The sequence below is a fragment of the Micromonospora sp. NPDC005257 genome (assembly GCF_042872445.1).
GTDB lineage: Bacteria > Actinomycetota > Actinomycetes > Mycobacteriales > Micromonosporaceae > Micromonospora.
The window spans coordinates 170,290-188,647 of record NZ_JBIAKL010000009.1 but is presented as its reverse complement, the minus strand read 5'-3'; the positions used below and the strand labels follow the sequence as shown (position 1 = coordinate 188,647).

At 74.2% G+C, this 18,358-nt stretch carries 19 protein-coding genes; 5 read left to right on the top strand and 14 right to left on the bottom strand.

The window, feature by feature from the left end; all coding sequences use genetic code 11:
• Positions 1-227 precede the first annotated feature (227 nt).
• Together ACFYO8_RS20300 and hisC are read left to right on the top strand one after the other, a co-directional pair.
• A complete protein-coding gene (locus ACFYO8_RS20300; RefSeq protein ID WP_355093767.1) occupies positions 228-1,280 on the top strand; it encodes an RDD family protein in 1,053 nt (350 codons plus the stop codon).
• Positions 1,277-2,380 (top strand): histidinol-phosphate transaminase, encoded by a 1,104-nt coding sequence (gene hisC, locus ACFYO8_RS20295; protein ID WP_354868805.1) that lies wholly within the window; start codon positions 1,277-1,279, stop codon positions 2,378-2,380. Before ACFYO8_RS20300 ends, hisC begins: the two co-directional genes overlap by 4 nt.
• Positions 2,381-2,506: 126 nt before the next feature.
• Here hisC and ACFYO8_RS20290 read toward each other — a convergent pair whose 3' ends face one another.
• The 5 genes from ACFYO8_RS20290 to ACFYO8_RS20270 all read right to left on the bottom strand — a co-directional run bounded on the left by ACFYO8_RS20290 (position 2,507) and on the right by ACFYO8_RS20270 (position 6,898).
• Positions 2,507-3,760 carry a PQQ-binding-like beta-propeller repeat protein gene (locus tag ACFYO8_RS20290; RefSeq protein WP_354868808.1) on the bottom strand — a complete coding sequence of 418 codons (1,254 nt, stop codon included), beginning with the start codon at positions 3,758-3,760 and terminating at the stop codon, positions 2,507-2,509.
• 67 nt (positions 3,761-3,827) lie between these two features.
• A complete protein-coding gene (locus ACFYO8_RS20285; protein WP_355015087.1) occupies positions 3,828-4,310 on the bottom strand; it encodes an SRPBCC family protein in 483 nt (160 codons plus the stop codon).
• Positions 4,311-4,420: 110 nt separating this feature from the next.
• The gene (locus ACFYO8_RS20280) at positions 4,421-4,630 is read right to left on the bottom strand and encodes a DUF397 domain-containing protein (RefSeq protein ID WP_128137238.1); all 210 of its coding nucleotides are present in this window, start codon (positions 4,628-4,630) and stop codon (positions 4,421-4,423) included.
• A 172-nt stretch (positions 4,631-4,802) separates the two neighbouring features.
• On the bottom strand, positions 4,803-6,002 hold the full coding sequence (fahA, locus tag ACFYO8_RS20275) for a fumarylacetoacetase (RefSeq protein WP_387257423.1): 1,200 nt from the start codon (positions 6,000-6,002) through the stop codon (positions 4,803-4,805).
• Positions 6,003-6,028: 26 nt separating this feature from the next.
• On the bottom strand, positions 6,029-6,898 hold the full coding sequence (locus ACFYO8_RS20270; RefSeq protein ID WP_354868812.1) for a hypothetical protein: 870 nt from the start codon (positions 6,896-6,898) through the stop codon (positions 6,029-6,031).
• A gap of 94 nt (positions 6,899-6,992) precedes the next feature.
• Between ACFYO8_RS20270 and ACFYO8_RS20265 the strand changes: the two genes are divergently transcribed.
• The gene (locus ACFYO8_RS20265) at positions 6,993-8,159 is read left to right on the top strand and encodes a homogentisate 1,2-dioxygenase domain-containing protein (RefSeq protein ID WP_354868814.1); all 1,167 of its coding nucleotides are present in this window, start codon (positions 6,993-6,995) and stop codon (positions 8,157-8,159) included.
• Positions 8,160-8,214: 55 nt separating this feature from the next.
• Here the strand turns inward: ACFYO8_RS20265 and ACFYO8_RS20260 are convergent, their stop codons facing one another.
• The 3 genes from ACFYO8_RS20260 to ACFYO8_RS20250 are packed head-to-tail and all read right to left on the bottom strand — an operon-like array spanning position 8,215 to position 11,812.
• Positions 8,215-9,255, bottom strand: a complete 1,041-nt coding sequence (locus tag ACFYO8_RS20260) for an NAD(P)-dependent alcohol dehydrogenase (protein WP_354868816.1) — start codon at positions 9,253-9,255, stop codon at positions 8,215-8,217.
• 45 nt (positions 9,256-9,300) lie between these two features.
• On the bottom strand, positions 9,301-10,410 hold the full coding sequence (locus tag ACFYO8_RS20255; protein WP_354868819.1) for a tetratricopeptide repeat protein: 1,110 nt from the start codon (positions 10,408-10,410) through the stop codon (positions 9,301-9,303).
• 49 nt (positions 10,411-10,459) lie between these two features.
• Complete coding sequence (locus ACFYO8_RS20250) at positions 10,460-11,812, bottom strand: BTAD domain-containing putative transcriptional regulator (RefSeq protein WP_354868821.1); 1,353 nt, start codon at positions 11,810-11,812, stop codon at positions 10,460-10,462.
• Between the two features lie 186 nt (positions 11,813-11,998).
• Here ACFYO8_RS20250 and ACFYO8_RS20245 point away from each other — a divergent pair, with 186 nt between their 5' ends.
• Positions 11,999-12,517 (top strand): hypothetical protein, encoded by a 519-nt coding sequence (locus tag ACFYO8_RS20245; RefSeq protein WP_355015088.1) that lies wholly within the window; start codon positions 11,999-12,001, stop codon positions 12,515-12,517.
• A gap of 38 nt (positions 12,518-12,555) precedes the next feature.
• On the opposite strand, the gene ispF is transcribed toward ACFYO8_RS20245, so the two are convergent.
• The 3 genes from ispF to ACFYO8_RS20230 all read right to left on the bottom strand — a co-directional run bounded on the left by ispF (position 12,556) and on the right by ACFYO8_RS20230 (position 14,371).
• The gene (gene ispF, locus ACFYO8_RS20240; protein WP_354868826.1) at positions 12,556-13,038 is read right to left on the bottom strand and encodes a 2-C-methyl-D-erythritol 2,4-cyclodiphosphate synthase; all 483 of its coding nucleotides are present in this window, start codon (positions 13,036-13,038) and stop codon (positions 12,556-12,558) included.
• 98 nt (positions 13,039-13,136) lie between these two features.
• Complete coding sequence (gene ispD / locus ACFYO8_RS20235) at positions 13,137-13,832, bottom strand: 2-C-methyl-D-erythritol 4-phosphate cytidylyltransferase (protein WP_354868829.1); 696 nt, start codon at positions 13,830-13,832, stop codon at positions 13,137-13,139.
• Positions 13,833-13,885: 53 nt separating this feature from the next.
• On the bottom strand, positions 13,886-14,371 hold the full coding sequence (locus ACFYO8_RS20230; protein WP_013288937.1) for a CarD family transcriptional regulator: 486 nt from the start codon (positions 14,369-14,371) through the stop codon (positions 13,886-13,888).
• 327 nt (positions 14,372-14,698) lie between these two features.
• Here ACFYO8_RS20230 and ACFYO8_RS20225 point away from each other — a divergent pair, with 327 nt between their 5' ends.
• Positions 14,699-15,394 carry a hypothetical protein gene (locus tag ACFYO8_RS20225; RefSeq protein ID WP_354868833.1) on the top strand — a complete coding sequence of 232 codons (696 nt, stop codon included), beginning with the start codon at positions 14,699-14,701 and terminating at the stop codon, positions 15,392-15,394.
• A gap of 30 nt (positions 15,395-15,424) precedes the next feature.
• Here the strand turns inward: ACFYO8_RS20225 and ACFYO8_RS20220 are convergent, their stop codons facing one another.
• From ACFYO8_RS20220 to ACFYO8_RS20210, 3 genes are read right to left on the bottom strand one after another with little or no spacing between them, the layout of a single operon-like run.
• Positions 15,425-16,021, bottom strand: coding sequence for a hypothetical protein (locus ACFYO8_RS20220; protein WP_354868836.1), 597 nt, complete (start codon positions 16,019-16,021; stop codon positions 15,425-15,427).
• 40 nt (positions 16,022-16,061) lie between these two features.
• The gene (locus ACFYO8_RS20215; protein ID WP_387188104.1) at positions 16,062-17,111 is read right to left on the bottom strand and encodes a type III polyketide synthase; all 1,050 of its coding nucleotides are present in this window, start codon (positions 17,109-17,111) and stop codon (positions 16,062-16,064) included.
• A gap of 44 nt (positions 17,112-17,155) precedes the next feature.
• Positions 17,156-18,322: an acyl-CoA dehydrogenase family protein gene (locus ACFYO8_RS20210; protein ID WP_354868842.1), complete on the bottom strand. Its 1,167-nt coding sequence runs from the start codon at positions 18,320-18,322 to the stop codon at positions 17,156-17,158.
• Positions 18,323-18,358 lie beyond the last annotated feature (36 nt).

Here is an 18,358-nt window from a genome sequence, read left to right as displayed (position 1 = left end):
AGGAGTGAGCCGGGTCTGCGAGCCCCGCAGTCGCGAACTGAGGGGGCATCGTGAGCGCGAGGAGTGAGCCGGGTCTGCGAGCCCCGCAGTCGCGAACTGAGGGGGCATCGTGAGCGCGAGGAGTGAGCCGGGTCTGCGAGCCCCGCAGTCGCGAACAAGGACGGCATCGTGAGCGCGAGGAGTGAGCCGGGTCTGCGAGCCCCGCAGTCGCGAACAAGGACGGCATCGTGAGTTTGGAACCTGGCTGGTACGTCGACCCCGCCGATACGGAGACCCGAAGGTGGTGGGACGGCGAGGGCTGGATCGGCGCGCCGATTCCGGTCGACGTCACCCCGCCCGAGGGTCCGCCGCCCGCGGAACCAGAGCCCACGCCGGTCGCCGCGACGCCCGCCGCCGACCGCCCGGCCCCCGGGCCCGGTGACCGGCCCGAGGCGACCCCGGCGTCCGGCACGCCCGGCGGACCGGGCGGACCGAGCCCGTGGCCCGGCCAGCCGGGACAGGCCGGACCCCCGGGACAGGCCGGTCCGTGGCCGGGACAGCCGGGACAGCCGAACCCGTGGCCGGGACAGCCGGGTCAGGCCGGGCAGCCGGGGCCCGGGCAGCCGGGACAGGCCGGGCCGGGCATGCAGGGGCCGCCGCCGGGCTGGCCGTACCCGCACTGGCCCGGTGCGCAGCCGATCCCGCGCCCGCACGGGCTGCCGCTCGCCTCGTACGGCGCACGGCTGGTCGCGCGCCTGATCGACCTGGGCATCGTGTTCCTGCTCAACGCCGTGGTCAACGGCTGGTTCGTCTGGCGCTACGTCGAGGCCGTCTCCCCGTACCTGCGCGAGTCGGTGCGCCGGGCGCTGAACGGTGACACCTCCACCGACGGGCTGCCCCAGATCGACGACCAGGCCGGCGGCCTCCAGATCGCCATCCTGGTGATCGCCACCGCGCTCTGGTACGCGTACGAGGTGCCGTCGATGGCGGCGCGCGGTCAGACCTTCGGCAAGCGGCTGATGGGCGTACGCGCGCTACCGGTCGAGGCGGACCAGCCGCTCGGCTTCGGCCGGGCCACCCGGCGCTGGAGCACCCTCGGCCTGCCGACGCTGCTCTGGTACTGCTGCGGGCTGGGCCTGCTGCTCCAGCTCATCGACGCGCTCTCGCCCCTGTTCGACCATCCGCTGCGCCAGGCCCTGCACGACAAGCGGGCGCAGACGGTGGTGGTCCAGCTCCCTCGAAAGCGTGACCCCCGTACCACCCCGCCCGAGAGCGCCGACACCCCGGGAGACACCCCATGACCGACACCGGACGCCAGCAGCCCGCGCTGCGGCTCACCCGCGCCGACCTGGACGCGCTGCCCAACTACGTGCCCGGCCGCAGCCCGGCCGACCTGGCCCGCGAGCTGGGCCTGGCCGAGGCGATCAAGCTCGCCAGCAACGAGGTGCCGTACGGCCCGCTGCCGGGCGTGGTGGAGGCGGTGGCCGAGGCGGTGGCCGGTTCGCACCGCTACCCGGACATGGGCGTGGTGGCGCTGCGCCAGGCGCTCGCCGAGCGGTACGGCGTGGACGCCGACCGGATCGCCACCGGCTGCGGGTCGGTGGCGCTGGCCGAGCACCTGGTGCGCGCCACCTGCCTGCCCGGTGACGAGCTGCTCTACTCGTGGCGCTCCTTCGAGGCGTACCCGATCATCGCGGCGACCAGCGGCGCGACCAGCGTGCGGGTGCCGAACGACGCCGGCCACGGGCACGACCTGGACGCGATGGCGGCGGCGGTGACCGACCGGACCCGGATGGTCCTGGTCTGCAACCCGAACAACCCCACCGGTACGGCGGTGCGCCGGGCCGAGCTGGACCGCTTCCTCGACGCGATGCCGGACGACGTGCTCGTGGTGATCGACGAGGCGTACCGGGAGTTCGTCACCGACCCGGAGGTGCCGGACGGCCTGACCTACCTGGACCGGCCGAACGTGGCGGTGCTGCGCACGCTGTCCAAGGCGTGGGGCCTGGCCGGTCTGCGGATCGGCTGGCTGGTCGCGGCGCCGGAGGTGGCCGCCGCGGTGCGCAAGGTGGTCACCCCGTTCTCCACCAGCATGGCCGCTCAGGCCGGCGCGCTGGCCGCGCTGGCCCAGGCCGACGAGATGGAGCGACGCTGCGCCCTGGTGGTGGCCGAGCGGGATCGGGTCACCGAGGCGCTGCGCAAGTTCGTGCCGGACGTGCCGGACAGCCAGGCCAACTTCGTGTGGCTGCCGCTGGGCGAGCGGGCGGTGGAGTTCGGCCGGGCGTGTGAGGCGCGCGGCGTGATCGTCCGGCCGTTCCCCGGTGACGGCGTCCGGGTCACCATCGGCACCCCGGTCGAGAACGACGCGTTCCTGGCCGCCGCGGAGGCCGCGCTGGCCTGACCGGGCGCGCCCGGCGCCGGTCCGTCAACCCCCTACGGACCGGCGCCGGGCGTCTTCGTCCGAAGACCGACCAGACAAGAGAACCCTAGGGCCTTTTGTCCGTTTTGTTATGCTTGACGCGCCGGGTCAGGTCACCGCGAGCAGCACCGGCTCGGCCATCAGGAAGTACCCCTGGTCGTCGTCCTCAGCGGTGGCGCTCTCCCGCAGCCGCTCCACCGCGACGTAGCCGTCCACCGCGTACGCCCGGCCCGGCCGCCAGCCGATCCCGTCCCGTCCCAGGTCCAGCACGAAACTCGACCGGGTCGTACCGGTGAGCGGGTCGACGGTGACCAGTTCCCGCCGGTCGGTCAGCAGGTGCACCCGTCCCGGCTCGGTGGCGAGCACCCGGGCCGGATGGATGTCCGCCCGGCGCCACAGCTCCTCGCCGGTACGCGCCGATCGCCCGACCACCACGCCACCGGACGTGTCCACCGCCCGCTCGCCGTCCAGCACCGTGTCCGGGTGGTCCAGGCCGGGCGCGACGGCCGGCTCGCCCGGGTCGGTCACCAGCCAGCCCCGGCTGCCCGCGCCGTCCGGCCCGGCGGTCCGCAGCCCTCGGCAACCGGAGTGCCCGTCGCGGCAACCCACCGGCGTGACGACCAGTTGCTCCGACGCGCCCGGCGGGCGCCAGCGGGTCCGCACCACACCTGTCGCCGCGTCCCGCAGCTCGACGGCGGCCGGTCCGTCGCAGCGGTCCACGCCCACCAGCTCGCCGCTGGCGGTCGTACCCACGTCGGACCGGCAGCCCCGGCTCACGTCGGCGTGCCAGAGCCGGCGGCCGTCGGCGAGGTCGTACCCGCCGATCCCGTCCGGACCGGCCGCGAGCAGCACGGTCCGCCCCTCGGCCGTGCGTGCCACGTGCAGTCCGGCCGGATCCCAGACCATGGCGGCGAAGGTGCGCCGCGGCTCCGGCACCGATCCCGGCCGCGGGCCGTCGGCCCGCCAGGCCACCCGGCCGGTACGCGCGTCGAGCGCCACCAGCCTCCCGTCGGACCAGCGACTGACGACGGTGGTCTGCTCGGCGAACACTCCGGCCAGCTTCGCCGGCCAGCGGCGGAAGGACCAGAACGGCGTGACCCGGTGCCGTCCGGTGACCGGCTGGTCCGCGTACACCTGACGGGTGCCGGCGTAGACGCGGAGCCGGCCGTCCACCACCAGTGGCGCCACCGGCAGCCGGGCGAGCGCCCCGGAGGTCGGCGCGGGCGCCTCCGGGTAGGGCTTGCGGGCTGGGGTGTCGACCTCGGCGGGTGCCAGCACCCGGACGACCACGGCGACCGACGCCGCGACGGCGAGCACCGCCACCAGCGCCACCACGGCCCGCCGCTTCGCGGCCTTCGCCATCCGTCACCTCCGCCCCGGCACCATACCGGCCGGGTACGGGCCGGGTACGAGGAGCGGCCGGGTCGGCTCAGACGGCCTCGGTGGATCGGGCCGGACCGGCGGCCAGTGCCAGGTCGGCCAGGTCACGCCGGAGCGCGGCCTCGACCGCGCGGGCGGCCAGGCCGCCGAGGATCAGGGCCAGCACACGGCCGTACGCCCGGGTCGGCACCGCCTCCTGCTCGACAATGACCTCCGTGCAGCCGCGCCGCCGCCGCTCGACCGTGCGCAGCGTCCAGGTGATCCGGTAGTCGGCGCCGGCGCCGCGTGACCCGAGCACCAGGCGTCCGGGCGCGACCGCCTCGATCACCTCGAACTCCTCCGGCTCGGTGCCGCCGTCCGGCCGGACGCGGGTCTCCCGCCACACGGTGCCCGGCCCGAACCCGCCGGCGCCCAGGACCTCGACCGCGTCCACCGCCGAGAGCCAGTCGGCGCGGGCCGGGAGGTCGGCGAGCAGCCGCCACAGGTCGGCGTCCTGCGCTTCGATGAATGCGGATACCGTCACCGTCGACATGGCACCTCCCGTGTCGTACACGGTACGGGGCGTGACGGGAAACGGGGAGCCTCGCGCTGACATTTCCGCCACCGGTGCCCCGGCGGGGGCACCGGTGGCGCGGGGAGCGGTCAGCCGCCGAACGCGCCGCCCCGCAACGCGGTGACGAACGCGGCCCAGCCCGGCGGGCTCACCGCGAGCGCCGGACCGTCCGGGTCCTTCGAGTCGCGTACGCCCACCACGCCGTGCGCGGCGACCACGTTCGTCGCCACCTCGACGCAGAGGCCCTGATCGTTCGAGCGGCTGCTGGTGCGCCAGACGGCACCGGTCAACTCGGTCATGCTCGGTCCTTCCTGTTCGGCTTCCCGGGGTACGCCCCGACCCGGCACCGCCGGCGGCTCCCGGCTCGACCGGGAGCCGCCGGCCGGGCGTACGTGATCCGGACCGATCAACGGCGAAGGAAACGGCCCCGGTCGCACATCTGGTGCGACCGGGGCCGTGGCAGGCCGGATGTCAGCGGGCCGGGAGGATCGTCCCGGTGACCTCGCCCAACGCGACAGTGGTGCCGTCCGGGCCGGGCGCGGTGGCGGTGATCGTCACCGTGTCGCCGTCCTCCAGGAACGTCCGCTCGCGGCCGTCGGCGAACTTGACCGGCTCGGACCCGCCCCAGGTCAGCTCCAGGAACGACCCGACCTGGCCGCGCTCCGGACCGGAGACGGTGCCGGAGGCGTAGAGGTCGCCGGTACGCAGCGACGCGCCGTTGACGGTGAGGTGCGCGAGCTGCTGGGCCGGGGTCCAGTACATCCCGGCGAACGGCGGCTCGGCGACCCGCTCGCCGTTCCACTCGACCGAGAGCGTCAGGTCCAGCCCGAGGCGCGGGGTGTCGCGCAGGTAGTCCTGCACCGGCGGGTCCTGGTCCGGCGCCGGCACGAACGCGTCGGCAAGCGCCTCCAGCGGCGTCACCCAGGCCGACACGGAGGTGGCGAACGACTTGCCGAGGAACGGTCCGAGCGGCTGGTACTCCCACGCCTGGATGTCCCGGGCCGACCAGTCGTTGACGAGCACCACGCCGAAGACGTGGTCGGCGAAGTCGGCCACCGGCACCCGCTCGCCGAGCCGGCTCGGAACGCCCACCACGAAGCCCACCTCGGCCTCGATGTCCAGGCGTACCGAGGCGCCGGTGGTCGGGCCCTGTGCGCTGGCGCGCTGGCCGGTCGGGCGGGTCACCGGGGTGCCGGAGACGACCACGGTGCCGGCCCGGCCGTGGTAGCCGATCGGCACGTGCTTCCAGTTCGGCAGCAACGGCGGCTGGCCGGGCCGGAAGATCTGCCCGACGTTCGAGGCGTGGTGCTCGGAGGAGTAGAAGTCGACGTAGTCGGCCACCTCGAACGGCAGCGCCATCTCGACCTCGCGCAGTGGCACCAGCAACGGCTCGACCGCCGCCCGGTGCTCCGGTTCGGTGAGCAGCTCGATGATCCGCTGCCGGACCGCCGTCCACTGCGGGCGGCCGAGAGCCATGAAGGCGTTGAGCGTCGGCCGGCCCAGCGCGCCGCCGGCCAGCACCAGACCGGCCGCCTCCGCGCCGGCCAGGTCCAGCGCGACGTCGCCGATCCGGACGCCGACGCGCGGCTCGCCCTCGCCGTGCCGGAACACGCCGTACGGCAGGTTCGTCACCCCGTACGCCGAGCCCGCCGCCCCTGGAACCCAGCTCATGCCGGCACTCCGCTCGGTGCGTTCGCTCATGCCTCGTAGCCTCCGTTCACCAGCCCCAGCCGGATCAGATCGGTAAGTGGTTCGGCGATGCTGCACGAGCCGTACCCGACCCAGAGCGGGCGCTCGGCGTCGCGGTGCGCCCGGGCCGGCTCGACCACGCGTACCGGGTCGGTGGCGGCGAGCAGCTCGGCCACGCCGTCCACCTCGGCGCCACCGACGGCGGCGAGCGTCGCGCCCAGCACGTTGACGAAACCGTGGTGGTTGAAGCCGGTCTCCGGGTCGCGGTGCCGGATCGCGTGGTGCAGCCCGGCGGTGAGCTTGAACGGCAGCTTCCGGTCCCGGCAGGCGCAGATCACCGCGGCCAGCTCGACCGGGGTGGGGAACAACTCGGCGGCGAGCCCGCCGGTGCGGAACTTGACCGCCACCGGCAGCCCGCCGGCGCGCGCCTCGGCGAGCGTGTCGAGCGCGCCCATCAGGCCGAAGGTCAGCGGGATCTCCGCGTACACGGCGGCGGCGCCGTCGAGCCGGTCGGCGAGCACCACCAGCTCGGACAGCCCGGGTTGCGGGTCCTCGCCGCGCTTGGCCACCGGCGCCTCGACCTGGCGGGCGGTGACGCCCAGCGGCGGGAGGAACGACAGCGCCTGCGGCAACCGGTCGAGGCCGGTGTCGCCGATGAGGCCGACGACGAAACCCTCGGCCGGGTCGACCAGGCCGTCGAGCGACCCGCGCTGGATCTCCGAGGCGGGCAGCAGCAGTGGGCCGACCATGCCGGCGTACCAGGCGGTGCGGTGGGTGCGGTGCGCGGTCACCGCGTCGGGCAGCGGGGCGTTGCCCGGCGGGAAGACCGCGGCGTCGTCCACCAGGCCGGAGAGGAGGCGGGGCACCTGCGTTGACACGAGACAAGAATGTACGGGACGCTACGAGGAACGGACAACAGCGTCCGATTATCGGACGCCACCGGCCGGAGAACGGGACATATCGGGAGGCGAGATGCCGTACTACCGCAGCGTCGGCGACGTGCCGCGCAAGCGCCACACCCAGTTCCGCCAGCCCGACGGCACGCTCTACGCGGAGGAACTGGTCGGCCAGGAGGGCTTCTCCTCCGACTCGTCGCTGCTCTACCACCGGCACGCGCCCACCGCGATCCTCGCCGCCGAGGAGTACGCCCCGCCCACCGTCACCCGCGTGCCGAACCTGCCGCTCAAGCCGCGCCACCTGCGCACGCACAAGCTCGACGGCACCGGCGCCGACCCGGTGCTCGGCCGGCAGTACCTGCTCGCCAACGACGACGTACGCATCGCGTACGTGCTGGCCGACCGCCCGTCGCCGCTGTTCCGCGACGCCACCGGCGATCACTGCCTCTACCTGGAGGCCGGGTCGATGCGGGTCGAGTCGCCGTTCGGCGTGCTCGACGCGGTGGCGGGCGACTACGTCGTCATCCCCACCTCGACCATCCACCGCCTGGTGCCCACCGGCGACGAACCGACCCGGCTGCTCGCCGTCGAGGCCGCCGGCCACATCGGGCCGCCCAAGCGCTACCTCTCCGTACGCGGCCAGTTCCTGGAGCACGCGCCCTACTGCGAGCGCGACGTCCGGGGACCGGACAGCCCGCTGCTCGTCGACGGCGAGGAGGTGGAGGTGCTGGTCAAGCACCGCCGCGGTTGGACGAGGTACGTCTACGCCAACCACCCGTTCGACGTGGTGGGCTGGGACGGGCACATGTACCCGTGGGCGTTCTCCATCCACGACTTCGAGCCGATCACCGGGCGGATCCACCAGCCGCCGCCGGTCCACCAGACGTTCCAGGGCCCGAACTTCGTGATCTGCTCGTTCGTGCCGCGCAAGGTGGACTACCACCCGGCCGCCATCCCGGTGCCGTACAACCACCACAACGTCGACTCCGACGAGATGCTGTTCTACACCGGCGGCAACTACGAGGCCCGGCGCGGCTCCGGCATCGAGCAGGGCTCGATCTCACTGCACCCGTCCGGCTTCACCCACGGCCCCCAGCCGGGGGCGGCGGAGCGGTCGATCGGGGCGGAGTTCTTCGACGAGCTGGCGGTCATGGTGGACACGTTCCGGCCGCTGGACCTCTGCGACGCGGCCGCCGACTGCGAGGACGACGGCTACGCCTGGACCTGGGCGCGCAAGTCCTGACGTACGCGACGAGGGGCCGCGCCCGGCACGGACGCGGCCCCTTCGCACGCGGTCGTCAGAACGTGGACGCGTCGATGACGAAGCGGTAGCGCACGTCGGACGCGAGCACCCGCTCGTACGCCTCGTTGATCTTCTCGGCTCCGATGACCTCGATCTCGGCGCCCAGCCCGCGCTCGGCGCAGAAGTCGAGCATCTCCTGGGTCTCCCTGATGCCGCCGATGCTCGACCCGGCGAACGACCGCCGGCCCGGGATCAGCGAGAACGCGTGCACCGACAGCGGCTCCTCCGGAGCGCCCACGTTGACGAGCGTCCCGTCCACCGCGAGGAGCCGCAGGAACGCGTTCATGTCGATGGTCGCGCTCACCGTGTTGATGATCAGGTCGAACGAGCCCGCCAGCGCGGTGAACGTGTCCTCGTCCGCCGTGGCGTGGTAATGGTCGGCGCCGAGCCGCAGCCCGTCCTCCCGCTTCTTCAGCGACTGCGACAGCACCGTCACCTCGGCGCCCATCGCGTGAGCCAGCTTCACGGCCATGTGGCCGAGGCCGCCCATGCCGATCACCGCCACCCGGCGGCCCGGCCCGGCGTTCCAGTGCCGCAACGGCGAGTACGTGGTGATGCCGGCGCAGAGCAGCGGCGCGGCGGCGTCCAGCGCGATGCCGTCCGGGATGCGCAGCACGAAGTCCTCGGTGACCACGATGGCCTGCGAGTAGCCGCCCTGGGTCGGCTTGCCGTCCCGGCCCACCCCGCCGTACGTGCCGGTGTTGCCCTTCAGGCAGTACTGCTCCAGGCCCTTGCGGCAGCTGTCGCACTCGCGGCAGGAGTCGACCAGGCAGCCGACGCCGACCCGGTCGCCGGCGGCGAACTTCGTCACCGCGGAACCGACCTCCCGCACCACGCCCGCGATCTCGTGACCCACCACGATCGGGTAGCGGGTCGGCCCCCACTCGCTGCGCGCGGTGTGGATGTCGGAGTGGCAGATGCCGGAGAACTTGATGTCGATGAGAACGTCGTCCGGTCCGAGATCGCGCCGCTCGATGGTGGTCGGGGTGAGCGGTTCGGTCGCGGACGTCGCCGCGTAGGCGTTGACGGTGAGCACTGGTTCCCGCTTCCTTCAGCCGGTGTTTCCGGTCCTCCTACCCTCTCACCGGCGAGCGAACGCGGTGAATCCCGCCACCACCGCGGCGGTGATCGCCCCGGCCAGCGGCCACGGGCCGCCGACCAGCGCGTACACGAGCAGCAGCAGCACCGCGGCGGCGGCCCCGTAGACCGGTGCGGACAGCCCGCGCGACATCGCCTCGCGCAGGCCGGGCCGCCATGTCGCCGGACGCCGCAACAGCACCGCCACCCCGGCCACCGACAGCACCGCGAACAGCCGCGACGCGCCCGGCGAGGCCGGGGCCAGGGCGGCGACCAGCACGCTCGCGGCCAGGGACCAGCCGGCCACCGACAGCAGGAGCCTCCGGATGCCGGCGTCCACGGTCCGCGCCGGGTCCGGACGGGCCACCGGCAGGTCTGCCATCGCGGTCAGGTGTTCCAGCGTCTCGGCGTACCGGCGTCGTTCCAGGCGGGCCACGCCCACGTCCTGCCCCGCCTCGCCCAGCTCCGGGTCCAGCCGCAGCGCCTCCCGGTAGGCCCGCTCGGCCAGGTCGAACAGTTGCAGCCGCACCGCGACCAGGCCGAGCACCAGATGCGCCTCCGGCTCGTCCGGGGCCAGCTCCACCCCGCGCCACGCCGCGTCCAGCGCCGCCTGCCCGTTGCGCGACGCGGAGAGGAGGGCGGCGGCACTGCGCTGCGCGTACGCGTCGCCCGGCGCACGCGTCAGGATCTCGTCGGCGGTGGCCGCGGCGGGCTTCCAGTGTTCGAGGTCGAGGAGCGCGAACCCGCGCGCCACGAGCGCCGGTACGACCGCAGCGGCGGCGTGCACGCCGGTGCCGGGTGTCTCAGCGGCGCGCGTCCCCGTGCCGGGTGTCTCAGCGGCCGGCTGCGCGCCGCCGTCGGCAGTGGCCGTCTCGACGGCCGGTGACACGGCGGCCACAGCCGTCTCCGTGGCGGCGAGCGCCTCGGCCGGGCGCCCGGCGGCCAGGTGCATCCGCGCCAGCATGGTCAGCGCGGGCAGGTGCCCCGGCTCGGCCGCGAGCAGCGCGGTGAGCTCGCCGATCCCCTCGTCGTAGCGCCCCAGCTCGGCGAGCAGGTGCGCACGCTGCAGGTAGCCGTCGGCGGCGGACTGGTCGGGTGCGGCGTCACTCGGCATCACCGCGAGCGTATCCGCCCCGGCCCACCGGGTACGGGCGTGCCCGGCGTCAGGCACTCCGGCAGGACGTGCCCGCCCGGCCGCCACACGTCCCCAGGCTGCACCACCGGCGCAGCCCGCTCTCGTCGAGGAACAACCACCCGCACCGCCGGTCCGGGCAGACCCGCACCGTGAACCGGGCCGGTTCGGCGAGCAACTGCGCGCCGCTGAACGCGGCGGCGTGCACCGGCAGCCGGAGCCCGGCCGTCAGGTCCGGCCACCAGCGGCCGCGTCCGTCGGCCTCGCGCCGGAAGACGAGCGTACGAGCGGCGGCCTCGGCGGCCCGGGCGACCGTCTCGAACGCCGGGCCGTCGTCCGGGTCGACCAGGCTGGCGTAGAGCGCGGCGCGGAGCGTACGGGCCTCGTCGAGCACCGCCTCCGCCGCTTCCGGGTCACGCCGCGCCAGGTGCAGCAGGCGGTTCACCGACACCTCGTCCACCAGCCCGACGTGGCCGGCCCAGACGGCAAGCGTCCGGTAGCCGCGCAGCCACTCGGCGCCGGGCAACGAGGGCTCGTGCCCCCAGCCGGCGAGGGTGTTGCAGAAGTCCAGGGCCGGGTGGCCGCCCACACTCCACGGCAGACTCTCGTCGCCGACCCGGATCTCGTGCATCGGCCGGCCGACCCGGTCCAGCCGGTCGTCGCCGGTGAGCACCCGGCGCTGCACCTCCCGGAGCCGAGGCCCCGGCTCGACGCCGAAGTCGGCCACGAGCAGGTCCCGGGTGGCGCGGTAGAGGCGCAGTGCTTCGGCCCGCCGGGCACCCCGGTACAGGGCTGTCATCAGTACTGCCACCAGGTGTTCCCGGGTCGGATGCAGGGCGGCCAGCGGCATCAGCTCGGCGATCGCCTGCGGGTGCCGGCCCAGCGCGAGCTGCGCCTCGGCGCGCAGTTCCACGGCGACCAGGCGAAGTTCGTCGAGCGAGCCGTGCAGCCGGTCGCGCAACTCGTCGTCCGCCGCGTCGGCGAGCAACGGTCCGCGCCAGAGGGCCAGCGCCCGGTCGAGCGACCGCACCCGCTCGCCGGGATCGACGGCTCTCCCGGCCGCCCGGACCAGCTCCGCGAACTCGTCGGCGTCGACCCGATGCCCGTCCTCCTCCACCACGTAGCCCTCGCCCCGGGTGCTGATCCGCACCCCGTACGGGTTGAGCGACCCCCGCAGCCGCCCGATGTACGTCTGCACCGCGCCGCGGGCCGTGGCCGGCGGCCGGCCGTTCCAGAGCAGGTCGATGAGGCGGCCGGTCGGCACCACCCGGCCCACGTCGAGCAGCAGCACCCCGAGCAGGCAACGCTCCTGGCGCCGGCTGCCGACCTCGACCGGTCGACCGTCGTGGCGGGCCTCGAACGGCCCGAGCAGGCGGAATTCCATACCGAACAGGACGACCCGGCCCGGGTCCCTGGTTGTCGTCCGACGGTGATCGCGTGGTGAGGGACCCGGCGGCCGGCCTCGCCCGCTCGGACGGGCCGTCGCTCGACGCGGTGAGCCGGTGGTGAGCAGGCCCGGTGATGCTGCCCGTCCAGACCAGCGACGGATGGAGTGAAGATGCGGTTCAGGATGAGTGTCACGGTGGCGAGCGTCGTGGCGGCGGTGGTCGCGGCGATGCCCGGCCCGGCGTCCGCCGCGCCGGAGCGGCACCACGGCGCCAGCGCCTGGGAACCCGCGCCCCAGGCGCCGTTCGAGATGCCGGCCGGTGCGCGGTGCGAGTTCGCGGTACGGGTCGAGCCGATCGTGGACGAGGTGCGGAAGCTGACGCTGGAGACCTACCCGGACGGCGCACCGAAGCGGGAGTTGTTCACCGGCGCCCTGATCAACCGGGTGACGAACCTGGAGACCGGTGCCACGTCCACGGCGGACGCGAGCGGCACCTCCCTCGTCGCCTACCGCACCGACGGCTCGATGACCTGGTACGTGACCGGGCCGGTGCTGCTCGGCTTCCGGGAGAACGCGGGAACGCTGCCGAAGGGGCTGTGGATCGTCGACGGCCAGTTCCGAGTCGAGTTCTCCCCCACCTTCGACAAGACCATCACGATGCTCCACGGCACGACCCACAACGTCTGCACCGACGTCGACTGATCCGCCGGACGCGGTGACCGGCGTTCCCGGTCACCGCGTCAGTCGGCCGGCGGCTCGTAGACCAGGGCCACAGCGATCCCGGCCAGTCCCTCCCCGCGCCCGGTGAAGCCCAGACCGTCGGTGGTGGCCGCGGAGACCGTCACCGGGGCGCCCACCGCCTCGGAGAGCACCCGCTGCGCCTCCTCCCGGCGCGGCCCGATCTTGGGACGGTTGCCGACCACCTGCACCGACACGTTGCCGATCCGGAAGCCGGCCGCCCGTACCCGGCGTGCGCTCTCGGTCAGCAGCGCCACCCCGGACGCGCCGGCCCACTCCGGCTGGTCCACCCCGAAGTTCGCGCCCAGGTCACCGAGTCCGGCGGCGGACAGCAGGGCGTTGCAGGCGGCGTGCGCCGCCACGTCGGCGTCGGAGTGACCGGCCAGGCCGTCCTGGTCCGGCCAGTGCAGGCCCGCGACCCAGCACGGCCGCCCGGCCGCGAACGCGTGCACGTCGGTGCCGATGGCCACCCGAGGAACGATCATGACCAGAGGGTACGCATATGCCGGGAGATATCTTGGTAGCAAGGAGCCCCTATGGGGGCCGTTACGTACCAAGATCTCGAAGCCGCGAGCGGCGAGCGTCAGGCGCCGGTGGTCAGCAGGTGTTCGGCCAGGGCCAGGTCGAACGGGCGGGTGATCTTCAGGGCCAACTCTGAGCCGGGTACGCAGGTCACCGCGCCGCCCTGCTTCTCGACCAGCCCGGCGTCGTCGGTGAGCACGTCACCAGCCGAACCGTGGGCCGCGATCAGCACCGACCGGCGGAAGCCCTGCGGCGTCTGCACCGCGCGCAGCGCGGACCGGTCGACGGTGCCGAGCACGCGCTCGGTCGCGTCGACCTCCTTGATCGTGTCGACCACCGGCAGCACCGGGATCACGGCGTCGTGCCCGGCGCGGACCGCCGCGGCCACTGACTCGACCAGGTAGGGTGGCGTGAGCGCACGGGCCGCGTCGTGCACCAGGACGATGTCCGGACCGGCGGGAACTGCCGCGAGGGCGGCCGCCACCGACGCCTGGCGTTCGGCGCCACCGGGGACCACTGCCACCGGGGCCACGGGGGCGAGCATCGCGCGGACCGTCTCGACCTCGGTGGCCGGCGCGGCCACCACGATCGTGTGCACGGAGGGCGCGGCGGCGATCCGGCGGACCGCGTGCACCAGCAGTGGCTCGCCGGCCAGCATCCGGAGCGCCTTGGGGGCGCCGGGTCCGAGGCGTACCCCGGCACCGGCCGCAGGAACGAGGACCGCGACGTCACCGCGCGGATTGAGCTGCGCGGTCACGTCGCGGTCCTCGGATTCGTTCGCTGCGGGGTGGGTAGAGGCAGAGGCGTGGATCAGGCCTCGGTCAGCACCTTGTCGAGCAGCGTCTCGGCCTCGTCCTTGGTGCTCTTCTCCGCCAGCGCGACCTCGCCGACGAGGATGTCACGAGCCTTGGCGAGCATCCGCTTCTCGCCCGCCGACAGGCCACGCTCCCGCTCCCGGCGCCACAGGTCGCGAACGACCTCCGCCACCTTCAGCGGGTTACCGGAGGCCAGCTTCTCCAGATTTGCCTTGTAACGCCGCGACCAGTTGGTCGGCTCCTCGGTGTGCGGTGCACGGAGCACGTCGAAGACCTTGCCCAGGCCCTCTTCGCCGACCACCTCGCGCACACCCACGATCTCGGCGTTCTCGGCAGGCACCCGGACCGTCAGGTCACCCTGCGCGACCCTCAGGACGAGGTATTCCCTGGGCTCGCCCTTGATGACCCGAGTCTCGATTGCCTCGATGAGTGCGGCCCCGTGGTGGGGGTAAACAACGGTCTCGCCGACACTGAAAACCATAGGTTCGAAACCCCTTTCGCTGTGTCTAGGGTAACACGCTCAGGCACCGATGTCTCACCGCTGTCCTGACCGTTGGCGCAGCTCAGGGGCCCTGTGAGAGGTATTTCTTCAGCTTGACAGGCGGCCAAACCAATGGTTTCAACACGCTCCGTCAGGAACACGTGACAACCCGGTAACGGGTGACGGGAGCGTCAGATCTAGGGCTATGCGCTCCTTCCATGGTAGCTCCGCAACTCCGTTCGCGCCCAGGTGTGGCGTTACGACGGCCGGTGCGGGACGCTGGTGAGGGACGTGACGTCCGCTCACCGAGACGTACCTGGGGGTCCGATGGGCGTGCCTGACGCTGACGGCCAGGGGCCGTCGGACGGGCTGCCCGGCCTGCCCCCGGAGTGGGGAAGGGTGGTCGTCCCGGACGACGCCTCGGCGCTCGCCGACGAGGCCCGGCAGGTCCGCCGGGAGCTGCGTGGCGCGCGGCGCAGCTCCGGCCGGCATACCGGCCCGGCCCGCCTCGGGCTGCCGGTGCTGATCCTGCTCGTGTCGGTGCTCGTCACGCTCGCCGGGCTGGCCGCCGTCACGTGGCCGCGTACCGGCACCCGGTCCGGTGCGCCGACGGTGCTCCCGCGCTCCACCGCCGCGCCCCAGCCGGTCGGCCCGCTGCCCGCCCTGGACCTGGTCGGCGCGGACGACACGCCGGTGCCGCTGCGCAGCCTGCTGCCCGCCGTGATCATCCTGGTCGACGCCTGTGCCTGCGCCGAGCAGGTCGGCACCGCGGCACGCGCCGCCCCGCCCGGCGTCACAGTGGTCACCGTCACCGAGGGCCGCAGCGCCGGGCCCGCGAGCGTCCCCGGGGTACGCCCGCTCGGCGACCCGGCCGGCGGCCTGCGCTCCTACCTGCACCTGTCGCCCCACCCCGGCACCGCCGCCGCGCTGCTCGTGGACCGGCGGGGCGCTCTGGTCCGGGTGGTGCCGGAACTGGGCCCGCTGTCGGACTACGGCGCCGACCTGGCCCGGCTGGCCGGCTGAGCCGCGGCGAGAAGGGCGGCGCGACCGCGGTCAGTAGAGCGCTTCGAGCCGGGCGTCCAGTTCGACCCGGCCGCGTACACCGCTGAACCGCACCAGCACCGGTGCGCCGGTCCCGCCCAGCACGGGCAGCTCCAGTCGCCCGCCGCACCGGAGGAACCGACGCCCGTCGCCGGACCCGGCGCCGGAGAGCTGCACGGCGACCGCCCCGTCCCCGGAGCAGCTCACCGTCAATCGGTAGTCGTCACCGCGCGAGGGGTTCACCTGCCGTACGACGGGCGGGCCGTCCGGCGTCAGGCCGGACGTCTCCCGCCACACCACGTGCGACGTCTGGAGCACGCGCGCGGTGCCGTCCGCCTCCACCCGCATCAGCACCGACCGGTCCGGCTCGGTGACCGCCCCACGGCGCACCCCGAGCGGCAGATCGCTTCCCGGACGGGACGGCCAGGCGGCGCCGGTCGACGGGTCGACCATCAAGGTGCGGGAGAGCGGTTCGACACTCGCGTCCGGGGCCGCCGTGGCCGGACCGGGCTCCGGTGCCGCCGACAACCACCAGGCCGCCCCGGCCACCAGCGCCAGAACGGTCAGGACGGCGAGCACCACCCGCCCGTCCCGCTCGTCGGAGGCCATGACGGCAGCCTATCCGCGCAGACCCGGGCGGGGCGAGCCGTCAGCCCACCCGTTCCAGCAACACCGCGTAGAGCGTCAGCCCTGGCCCGAACGCGAGCATCACCACCCAGCGCGGCGACGGCTCCGCGCGCCACAGCCGGTCCAGGATCAGCAGCACCGTCGGCGACGAGCAGTTGCCGTGCTCGGCGAGCGTCCCCCGGGACGCGGTGAGCCCGTCCGGCGGCAGGGCCAGTTCGCGCTCCACCACGTTGAGGATCCGCGGCCCGCCCGGGTGCACGGCCCAGCCGTCCACGTCGGAACGCTCGCACCCGTGCCGCGCCAGCAGGTCGTCGATAAGCGTCCGTACGTGCCGGGAGAGGACCTGCGGCACCTTCGGCGACAGCCCCATCCGGAACCCGGTGTCGGTGACGTCCCAGGTCATGTGGTCGGCCGTGGAGGTGTCGGTGACCGAGGCGACCTCGCGCAGCGCGTACCCCCGGCCGCCCGGGACGACCACGGCGGCGACCGCGGCGTCCGAGAACAGCGCGTGGGAGACGATCTGCTGGGTGTCCACCCGGGCGCCCGGCGGCTGGATGTGCAGGCTGGTCAGCTCCGCGCAGAGCAGCAGCGCCGGCCGCCCCCGGGCGGTGACGAAGTCGCTCGCCGCGCCCAGTCCGGGCAGCGCCGCGTAGCAGCCCATGTGCCCGACGAACATGCGCTGCGTGCTCGGCGACATGCCGAGGTCCCGGGCGAGCAGGATGTCCAGCCCCGGCGTGGCGTACCCGGTGCAGGAACAGACGATGAACAGGCCGATGTCGGCGGCGTCCAGCCCGGCGGCGGTGAGTGCCCGGCTGACCGCCTCCTTGCCCAGCGGCAGCGCCTCCACCTGGTAGCGGCGCATCCGGCGCTCGGTCGGCCACTCCGAGACGTCCTCCAGCAGCGGGTTGACCGCCGCCTGCCGCCGGGTCACGCCCGAGTTCGCGAAGATCCGCTCGGCCAGTGCCCGGGTGTTCCCCTGGAAGTGCTCCGCGAAGAAACCCGTCCACAGCTCGTCCTGCGCCGCGGCCGGCGGTTGTGCCGTACCCAGACCCGCGATCACCGGTATGCCCACGTCCCCCACCCCTCGCCCTCCCTCACCTCTCGCACCAACCCTGCTCACCAACGAGGGAGCGCGCTGTCCCGGTCCGGGTCGCCGCCCAGCGCGGCGATGCCGAGCCAGTCGGCGCACACGTCGGACGTGGCCGGATGCAGCGATCCACAGCGGGCGTCCCGGTAGAGCCGCTCCAGCGGATGCCCGCGCCGCGTCGCCGACGTGCCCGCCGCCTCCAGCATCGAGGCGGCGACCTCGGCCGCGGTGGTGCCGGCGAGCAACTTGGCCCGCCACACCCAGCGGTTCGTCTCGGCGTCGCCGGGCGCCTCGTCGACCCGCCGGGCCGCCTCGGCGACCACCAGTTCGGCGGCGGCGGTGGCCGCGTCGGCCCGGCCCAGACGGGCCCGCACGGCGGGCAGGCCGGCGAGGTTGCGCGCGTTGAGGTGCTCGGCCGCGGCGTCGACGGCGGCCCGGGCCACGCCGACGTAGACCGCCGCATAGCTCGCCACCAGCCAGTGCGGCATGAGCTGGGCGACGACCAGGGCCAGCCCTTCGACGCCGCCGAGCAGCCGGTCGGCCGGGACCGTCACGTCCAGGTGCACGTCGTGCGAGGAGGTGGCCCGCATGCCGAGTGAGTCCCAGGTGGGCTCGACGGTGATTCCCTCCCCGGCCGGGACCAGGAACTGCGACACCACCGACTGGTCGGCGGCACTGCGGGCGGCCACCAGGTAGCCGTCCGGGTGGCCGGCCCCGGAGCAGAACGTCTTGCTGCCCTTGATGTGCCAGCCGCCCTCGACCGGCTCGTAGACGGTGCTGAGCTGGGACAGCCGGGCGCCGGCGCCGCGTTCGCTCATCGCGACCGCGTACCAGGCGCCGTCGGCCGCCGCGCGCAGCAGCCGGTCCCGCGCCGCCAGCGCCTCGTCCGGTACGCCGAGCGCCTCGGCCAGTTCCTCGGTGACCGCGCCCAGCGCCCCGGTGACCGAGGCGTGCATGTTGAACACCAGCGCGGTCGCGCCGTTGCCCCGGGCCAGTTCGGTGGCGACCGCCGCGTACTCGGCGAAGCTCGCGCCCGCGCCGCCCAGCTCGGGCGGCACCATCAGGCCGAACAGCCCGGCCGCCCGCAGGTCCGCGAAGTCGTCCACCGGGAACGAGCCGTCCCGGTCGTGCTCGGCCGCGCGGGCGGCCAGTCGCGGCGCCAACCGGCGGGCCGCCTCCAGCGCGTGCACACTCATGTCGCCCCCTTCTCGGCGTCCTTTACCCTGGGTGGC